The organism is Petrachloros mirabilis, from assembly GCF_975968855.1.
In genome coordinates this window covers 1-5,494 of record NZ_CDLUDY010000226.1, presented here as the reverse complement: position 1 = coordinate 5,494, position 5,494 = coordinate 1, and the positions used below count along the sequence as shown (strand labels likewise).

5 protein-coding genes are annotated in these 5,494 nt (G+C 54.8%); 2 read left to right on the top strand and 3 right to left on the bottom strand.

The window, feature by feature from the left end:
- Nucleotides 1-289: response regulator (locus ACWVCN_RS09385; protein ID WP_455245325.1), on the top strand; the 289-nt coding region annotated here is incomplete at its 5' end.
- A 46-nt stretch (nucleotides 290-335) separates the two neighbouring features.
- Here the strand turns inward: ACWVCN_RS09385 and ACWVCN_RS09380 are convergent.
- The 3 genes from ACWVCN_RS09380 to metK form a co-directional block, all read right to left on the bottom strand.
- Nucleotides 336-1,538 carry a hypothetical protein gene (locus tag ACWVCN_RS09380; protein WP_455245324.1) on the bottom strand — a complete coding sequence of 401 codons (1,203 nt, stop codon included), beginning with the start codon at nucleotides 1,536-1,538 and terminating at the stop codon, nucleotides 336-338.
- A 281-nt stretch (nucleotides 1,539-1,819) separates the two neighbouring features.
- Complete coding sequence (ahcY, locus tag ACWVCN_RS09375) at nucleotides 1,820-3,076, bottom strand: adenosylhomocysteinase (protein ID WP_455245322.1); 1,257 nt, start codon at nucleotides 3,074-3,076, stop codon at nucleotides 1,820-1,822.
- 114 nt (nucleotides 3,077-3,190) lie between these two features.
- Nucleotides 3,191-4,339, bottom strand: coding sequence for a methionine adenosyltransferase (gene metK / locus ACWVCN_RS09370; RefSeq protein ID WP_455245320.1), 1,149 nt, complete (start codon nucleotides 4,337-4,339; stop codon nucleotides 3,191-3,193).
- A gap of 364 nt (nucleotides 4,340-4,703) precedes the next feature.
- Between metK and ACWVCN_RS09365 the strand changes: the two genes are divergently transcribed.
- A partial coding sequence (locus ACWVCN_RS09365; RefSeq protein ID WP_455245319.1) for a cytochrome c biogenesis protein ResB occupies nucleotides 4,704-5,494 on the top strand: 791 nt, incomplete at its 3' end.

Sequence of the window (5,494 nt, the reverse complement as noted above, 5' to 3'; positions counted from 1 at the left end):
TGCAGGCTTCGAGGTTCATGAAGCGAGCGATGGGATGGATGCATTGGAGCGGTTGCAGGAGATGACGCGACCACCCAGTTTGATCCTTACCGACGTCATGATGCCACGCATGACCGGTCCCCAGCTTGCGAAGCAGGTGCATGAAACGATGCCCGGCACGCGTGTGCTATACATGTCCGGCTACTCCGATCAAATCCTGGAACCTGTTGGAAGCAGCCCGTTTGCCTTTATCGCCAAACCCTTTCGGGCCAGCGATCTCATCAAGGCCATCCGCGAAATTCTTGCTTGAACAGAAAGTCAATCGGTCCAGAGCCCCTCGCAGTTTGACTCATTATCTAGTCGGCAATTAGCTGCCTCGTTTCGTCCAAATGTTTTTGCAGGTAGGTCATGAATGGTGTGCCGCCAGTTCCCACTGCAGTTGGATTACTTGCGTGGATTTGATGCTGGCGATGGATGTAGCTGTCGGCGTACCCGATGTGAATCTCGCGAAACTGCGCGAGGAGATCCACACAACTGCTGTAGGCCTTCCAGAGTTCGGGTTGATGAGATTTTCGTTCACGAATATAGCGGGGAAGCAGAGGATGACCTTGATCATCTTTGGCAGCTTCAATTGCCAGCAGAAAGGCCCGGTGCCGGGGAGGCATATAATCACGCATCTCTTGTAAATACACGGTCAGAGGATCAGGGGTGTGGGTAATGCCGAGACCGGCGTCGAGGCAGGGTACGATGGAACTTTGGGCTCCGGTCTCCCCTCGAAATTGCTGCGGATGTCCTTCGTAAGCTGCGACGCCATCGTACCGTAATCCATTGGGGAGCAACGGGCTGTTCTTCCATCCATGGATGTAAGGTCGTACGCGTGTGTAATAGACATAAGGATCGCACCGTTCTTTCATCCTCAGCAATGTGTCGCGCATCGCCATTTGAGCTCCTGCGAGCATTTGCAACCCGTGGAGCACCTCATCGCCGTTTCCGTGAGCTGCGCCGTTCATTGCATACAAGAGCCCTCCTAACCCGTGGCCCGCTTGCCGCTCGATCTGAATGTGAACCACGACGAACCATTCTTCATCCAACCCTCCGAGGAAATTTTGCAGCAGCACGATGTTGTCGAGTTGAATCGGTTTGGTCGCATCGAGCCTGCGCCAGTTGTCGAGGGCATACGAAGCATAGGACAGCACTGGAGGGCGGCCCAGTCTTTTGGCAACTTCGAACCAAGGCTTGGCTAATTGCGGCGGTAGGCTCGCGGCCGGATGGTCCGGAGCCTCCCACACATAGGCATGCCCTGCGAACGAGAGAATCCGCATCGCGGCACGGAGCTCTTGATCATGCCAGGCTGCAGGAATTGACCGAAGGAGATCCGAACGGTCGTCGATGAATCGCTTGACCATCTGAGCACTCAACAGTTTCGGCAGCTCATGGCCGAGGAGATTCAAGGTTGGAGCATCCGGGACCTCTACAAGCGGATCCTCCGGCAGAAAACCATGATCAGAAGAGAGTCCGTAATCGGAAAGGGAGAAAGGGGCGAAGTGTGTCGATCTCATCGGAGCCTCCGGTAGTATGAACCTTGGCGCCTGACTTCACTCTACCACTCCCATTTTATATTTCAATGGAACGGCTCGTAGACTGGCGACCGGAGTGGCTGTGATACAGGGCTTGTCAGACCTGCTCTGCTCAAGGGGGTGGCTCGATCGCGAACAAGTTAGGGATCCCGTTGGCTTGCTGGCGATATGCGTGAAGGCTCAGGCCATCTGGCGTGCTGAAGTACAAAGGCCGCTTCGTGATGAAGCGGCCTTCTGACTAATTTGTCCACCGCGACTCGATCTTATGTTCCCATTTCCCAGGATGCGAGATACTTCTTCTGTTCCCCCGTCAATGTATCAATAGCCACGCCCATACCCGCCAGTTTGAGCCGCGCGATTTCCTTGTCGATCGCCGCAGGAACCGGGTACACCTTCTTCTCAAGATGTTTGTAGTTCTTCACAATATATTCCGCGCCAAGCGCCTGATTTGCGAAACTCATGTCCATCACACTGGAGGGATGGCCTTCGGCCGTTGCGAGATTTACCAGCCGGCCCTCGCCGAGGAGGCTCACACGGTTGCCGCTCTTTAGGGTGAACTGTTCCACGCCTGTACGGACGATTCTTCGTTTCTTGCTCAACTTTTCCAGTGCCGGGATATCTAACTCGACGTTGAAGTGGCCGCTGTTACAGACAATCGCACCATCCTTCATCGCCGCAAAGTGTTCGCCCCGGATGACATGGATGTTGCCCGTGACGGTGACGAAGAAATCGCCGATCCGGGCCGCTTGTTCCATCGGCATGACGCGGAACCCGTCCATGACGGCTTCCAATCCCTTCAAGGGATCGACTTCAGTGATGATCACATCGGCGCCCATGCCCTTTGCCCTCATGGCAATTCCTCGACCGCACCAACCGTAGCCCACCACCACGACGACCGAGCCGCAGATTAAGCGATTCGTCGCGCGCACGATCCCGTCCATTGTGGATTGCCCGGTCCCGTAGCGGTTGTCAAACATGTGCTTTGTATCGGCGTCATTCACAGAGATGACAGGAAACTTCAGCACTTTCTTCTCCGCCATACTGCGGAGTCGGATGACACCGGTGGTGGTTTCTTCCGTGCCTCCGATGACGTTCTTTAAGAGGTCTTTGCGCTTAGAATGCAGATGGGAGACTACATCGGCGCCGTCGTCCATGGAGAGGTGAGGCCGATGGCCGATGGCAGATTCGATATGACGATAATAGGTTGCGTTGTCCTCCCCCTTGATGGCAAAGGTCGGAATACCTTCGTGTTGCACCAGCGCTGCCGCGACATCGTCCTGTGTGCTGAGCGGGTTGGATGCGCAGAGTCGCACATCGGCGCCGCCGGCTTTCAATGTGATCATGAGGTTGGCGGTTTCAGTCGTGACGTGCAAACAGGCGGTGACGCGTACTCCCTTCAGGGGCTGTTGACGCTTGAACCGTTTGCGGATCAATCGTAATACCGGCATCGTGGCTTCGGCCCATTCAACCTTGAGTTTGCCCTGGTCGGCCAGCTTGATATCTCTCACATCGTAGTCCACTGATTTCCTCCTCGTTATGCGTGAAGCGTTAGGCGTATGGGGTGATGGAACTCAGAAAAAAGGGGGCGGGTCATGAACCCGTCCCCTTTCATGTCAATCGGAACGTACTGCAATCTACAATCCCGCTTCTTTCCGTAGAATTTTTGCTTTGTCGGTTTTTTCCCATGTGAACTCCGGTTCATTCCGGCCAAAGTGCCCGTAGGCTGCGGTCTTCTTGAAGATGGGCCGGCGGAGCTTCAAATGGTCAATGATCCCTCGCGGCGTCATGGGGAAGTGTTTGCGCACCAGCTTGTCAAGGTTATCCACGTCCACTTTTTCGGTGTTCTTCGTGTCGACGAGTACGGAGACCGGATCGGCTATGCCGATGGCATAGGCCAGTTGCACTTCACACTTGTCAGCCAATCCAGCTGCTACGATGTTCTTCGCGACGTAGCGGGCCATATAGGAGGCCGAACGATCCACCTTTGTGGGGTCCTTGCCGGAGAAGGCGCCGCCTCCGTGGCTGCCGTGGCCGCCGTAGGTATCGACGATGATCTTGCGGCCGGTTAGCCCCGTATCGCCCATCGGTCCGCCAACCACGAATCGCCCGGTTGGATTGATATGGTGTTTGACGCTCGACGGATCATAGAAGCCCTTCGGCATGACCGGCTTGATGACCTTTTCCATGATCCCTCGTTCGATCTGCTTGTTCGTCACGTCCGGACTATGCTGAGTCGAGACGACAATCGTATCGATCCGAACCGGCTTGCCCTTCCGATACTCAACGGTGACTTGCGACTTGCCATCCGGCCTGACCCAGGGGAGGATGTTTTTTTTCCGTACTTCGGCCAGCCGACGCGTGAGGCGGTGGGCAAGCACGATCGGCATCGGCATCAGCTCCGCCGTTTCATTGGTTGCGTAGCCGAACATGAGGCCTTGATCGCCTGCGCCGCCCGAATCCACACCCATTGCAATGTCCCCGGACTGTTGGTGAATCGCAGTGAGAACTGAGCAGGTATGGTAGTCGAATCCCCAAGAGGCATCCGTATAACCGACGTCTTTGATAACGTCCCGGATAATGTCAGGAATTTCCACGTAAGCTTTAGTGGATATTTCACCAGCTACGAAGGCAATGCCGGTGGTCAGAATCGTTTCGCAGGCGACACGGGAATACTTGTCCTTAGCGAGGATGGCATCCAAGATACCGTCGGAGATCTGATCTGCAATCTTGTCCGGGTGCCCTTCTGTGACGGACTCAGACGTAAAGAGATAGTTGTTTCTCATCGGCTCCTCAATGTTCGGTTGACGGTGGTTACTCGCTCTCAGTTAGGGGGAAAACGGCCCCGAGTGAGAAGGAGATGATTAGGCCTCAGAAATGAGGCGATAATATCGAAAATGGTCATGTTTGTCCATCGGATCTATAAAAGATCCAGCGCGTTATCCCTGCTTCCCGCTTGCTTGACAGGCCTTTTGAGGCGCTTGTAAGATGCCTTCGTTTCTATGATTTTCCTTCCTGTCTTGTGACGGCGTGTGGTTGTCGTTCGGATAGGATCACCTTCCAGCGCATGGTCGCCCCTTGCCAATCTAGTGCGTGTACCGGGTCGTCAAGGGTTGTGTGTCTGGTTGAGAGAAATGAACTGAGTACGCCATGAACGGTCAACCTGAAACGCTGAGTCAGCAGGAGACTCCCAAACCTTCCACTCCCGGTCTCGGATGGGACGAGTTCTCCCGTGAACTCGTGGACTTCTTCGCCTCGATCAAGCTCGCGATGTTTCTCTTCTTGTTCATCGCGATTACCGCCACGATAGGAACGGTCATCCAACAGGGGGAGCGGCCGGAGACCTATATTCAAGAGTACGGGGAAAACGCCTATCGCTGGTTTCTGCGACTAGGCTTCACGGATGTTTATCACACCTGGTGGTTCACGAGTCTCCTGGGGCTCCTCTGTGTCAATTCGTTGACCTGTTTCTACAAACGCTTCCCGGGCATTTGGCGTTCGATGAAACAAGATAAGGTCAGTGTCTCGCTGGCCTTCATTCAGAGCATGAAGCAACAGGCTGAGGTTCCGGTCCAGGGGACGAAAGAATCAGTTGCGCAGCAGTTAGCGCAGCACTTTGTTGAGAAGGGGTACCGTGTTTTGGCGAAGAACGACGCGGGTGAGGTTACGCTCTATGCGACAAAAGGGGTGCTCGGCCGTGTGGGGGCACATATGGCGCATCTGAGTGCGACGGTCATCGTGGTCGGTGGGTTGCTCGGCAGTTACTATGGATTCCAGGAATTCGGGGTGTGTCTCGAAGGACAGACCTATCACATTCCGCGCGGGAATTTCGATTTGAAGGTTGATAAGTTCTGGATCGACTACCACGAGAACGGCTCAGTGAAATCCTATAACAGTACGCTGACAGTCGTCGAAGGCGGGCAGCCCAAGATGACGAAAAC

What these genes read in the sequence shown, in the direction of transcription:
- ACWVCN_RS09380 (WP_455245324.1), bottom strand. Translation starts at nt 1,538, where the DNA reads ATGAGATCGACACACTTCGCCCCTTTCTCCCTTTCCGATTACGGACTC.
- metK (WP_455245320.1), bottom strand. Translation starts at nt 4,339, where the DNA reads ATGAGAAACAACTATCTCTTTACGTCTGAGTCCGTCACAGAAGGGCAC.